Below are 2426 nucleotides of genomic sequence, written 5' to 3'. Positions count from 1 at the left end.
TAGGGCCATCGTGGAATGGGCGACCGGCCCGTATCTCGCACAGGTCGATGATGTGATTGGCGCTGCCAGTCTCCGGGCTAAAAATCGCCCAGGCCCAGCCGTGAAGCTGCGCCATGCTAACCGCCACCTGATCCAGCCAGCGGCTGTTATGCGTAGGGATGAAGCTTTCGCTGCATAAAAAGAGGTGGCTCTCGCTATCCACCTCAATGCACCTGACGGGGACGCTCTCGACTGGCTCAACAGCCACAATTGCACGCGCCGGAGTACGGTGCGCTTTCCCGGGCAGCTGGCGCGCCACCTTCCGACCCAGACGGAAAGCCGGAATGTGGGTCGTGAAGACAATCCGGTAACGCGGGCCGCAGTCCTTATCCCCTAACTTGGCTGCGTGTTCCACGGGATGGTGGGCACTGATTCCACCGGATGATGGGCGCGCGTTCCACGCGATCATGGGCAGCATTTCCACGGCATCGTGGGCAACGATTCCACGCGATCGTGGGCATTTCTGGCCGACAGTCTGAAGCTACGGTTCCCTCGCTCAAGCGAGGGAACCTGAATGCCAACGGAACGACTGTCGATGCGCGTGATACGTGATGTGCTGCGTTTGAAATATGCCCAGATGTTGAGCGAGCGGACGATCGCCGGCTCGCTCGGGCTGGGCAAAGGAACCGTGGGAGCCTACCTGGGCCGGGCGCGAAGGGCCGGCCTGACGTGGCCGCTTCCCGAGACGTTGACCGACGACGACCTTGAGTTGCTGCTGTTCCCGGCGGCGCCTTCCGTTCCGGATCACGAACGTCCCGTGCCTGACTGGTCCGTGGTCGACAGGGAACTGCGGCGCCCCGGCGTCACGCGCGCCTTGCTCTGGGAGGAATACCGCGCGGCCCATCCTCTCGGGTTCGGCTATGCCTGGTTCTGCGAGCACTACGAGGCCTGGAAGGGCCGGGTCCGCCCCTCGATGCGTCAGACGCATGTGGCCGGCGAGAAGGTCTTCGTCGACTTCGCGGGCGACACGGCTGATCTGGTCGACGCAAAGACCGGCGAGGTCCGTGCGGTGAAGCTGTTTGTCGCCGCGCTGGGGGCGTCAAACTACACCTACGCGGAAGCCGTCGCATCGGAGGGCCTCGAGGACTGGATCGGTGCACATGTCCGGATGTTTGCTTTCCTGGGCGGCGTGCCGAAGGTGGTGGTTCCCGACAACCTCAAGTCGGCAGTGTTCAAGGCGGACCGGTTCGATCCGGGACTGAACCGGACCTACGCCGAGATGGCTGGCCATTACGGGGCAGCTATCCTGCCGGCGCGCCCCTACCGGCCGCGCGACAAGGCGAAGGTCGAAGTTGCGGTGCAGGTGGCCCAGCGCTGGATACTGGCGCGGCTGCGCAATCGGCGGTTCTTCTCGCTGGCCGAGATGAACGCCGCAATCCGTCAGTTGGTCAACGAACTGAACATGCGCGTGATGCGCGGCTACGGCGCCAGCCGCGCCGATCTGTTCGCCACCCTCGACCGGCCGAACCTGCAGCCGCTGCCGCCGGAGCCCTACGTATTCGCCCGCTGGAAGCGCACCCGCATCGCGCCGGATTACCACGTCGAGGTCGACAGTTGCTGGTATTCCGTGCCGTTCGGGCTGATCCGCCAGGAGGTGGATGTACGCATCTGCGGCGGAACCGTCGAGATCTTCCACAAGGGCCAACGGGTTGCCAGCCACGCCCGCAGTCCGGGACGGCGCAGCCATATCACGGCGCCAGAGCACATGCCCTCAGCGCATCGCCGCTACGCCGAATGGACGCCGGCGCGCATGCTGGCGCAGGCCGGGAAGCTCGGACCATCGGTCGCCGCCTTCTGTGAAGCGGTGATGGCCGATCGCCCCCACCCCGAGCAGGGCTTTCGCACCTGCCTGGGCGTTCTCGCACTCGCCAGGAGCTTTGAACCGGCGCGTCTCGACGCGGCCTGCCGGAGAGGCCTGTCCATCCGCGCGCGTTCCGTCGCGTCGATCCGCTCAATCCTGCAGAGCGGGCTCGACCGCGCCTTCCTTGAGGAGGCCGGGCAGCTTCCCCTGCAGCACCCCAACATCCGCGGCCAAGGCTATTACCATTAAAGGAGACGGACCTTGCTGACACACCCCACTTCCGAGCGCCTCACTGCCCTCGGGTTGACCGGCATGGCGAAGGCGCTGCACGAGCAGCGCCACGCCCCGGCCACCTTCGACAGCCTCGGCTTCGAAGAGCGGCTCGGCCTTCTGGTCGATCGCGAAGCCTCCGAACGGGACGCCAGGCGGCTGGTCGCCCGGCTCAAGTCCGCAGCCCTGCGGCAGAGCGCCTGCGTCGAGGATCTCGATCTGCGCACCCCGCGCGGCATCGACCGCACCGTGATGGCGCACCTGGTCGACGGGTCCTGGATCGCCCGCCACGAGAACCTGCTCATCACCGGCCCCA

3 protein-coding genes are annotated in these 2426 nt (G+C 66.0%); 2 read left to right on the top strand and 1 reads right to left on the bottom strand.

Annotated elements, in window-relative coordinates:
• Positions 1-202 (bottom strand): hypothetical protein (locus AC4FS3_RS28560; protein WP_491023348.1); only part of this gene is annotated, 202 nt, incomplete at its 3' end.
• A gap of 351 nt (positions 203-553) precedes the next feature.
• Here AC4FS3_RS28560 and istA point away from each other — a divergent pair.
• Positions 554-2089 (top strand): IS21 family transposase, encoded by a 1536-nt coding sequence (gene istA / locus AC4FS3_RS28555; protein WP_491023347.1) that lies wholly within the window; start codon positions 554-556, stop codon positions 2087-2089.
• 12 nt (positions 2090-2101) lie between these two features.
• A partial coding sequence (locus tag AC4FS3_RS28550) for an ATP-binding protein (protein WP_491023346.1) occupies positions 2102-2426 on the top strand: 325 nt, incomplete at its 3' end.

Source organism: Pseudogemmobacter sp. TB195 (assembly GCF_058313095.1).
Note: the sequence above shows the minus strand (reverse complement) of the source record. Positions and strands in the feature narration are given on the sequence as shown.

Bases quoted from the DNA above. Each gene is read 5' to 3' on its own strand.
- istA (WP_491023347.1), top strand. From the start codon at position 554: ATGCCAACGGAACGACTGTCGATGCGCGTGATACGTGATGTGCTGCGT.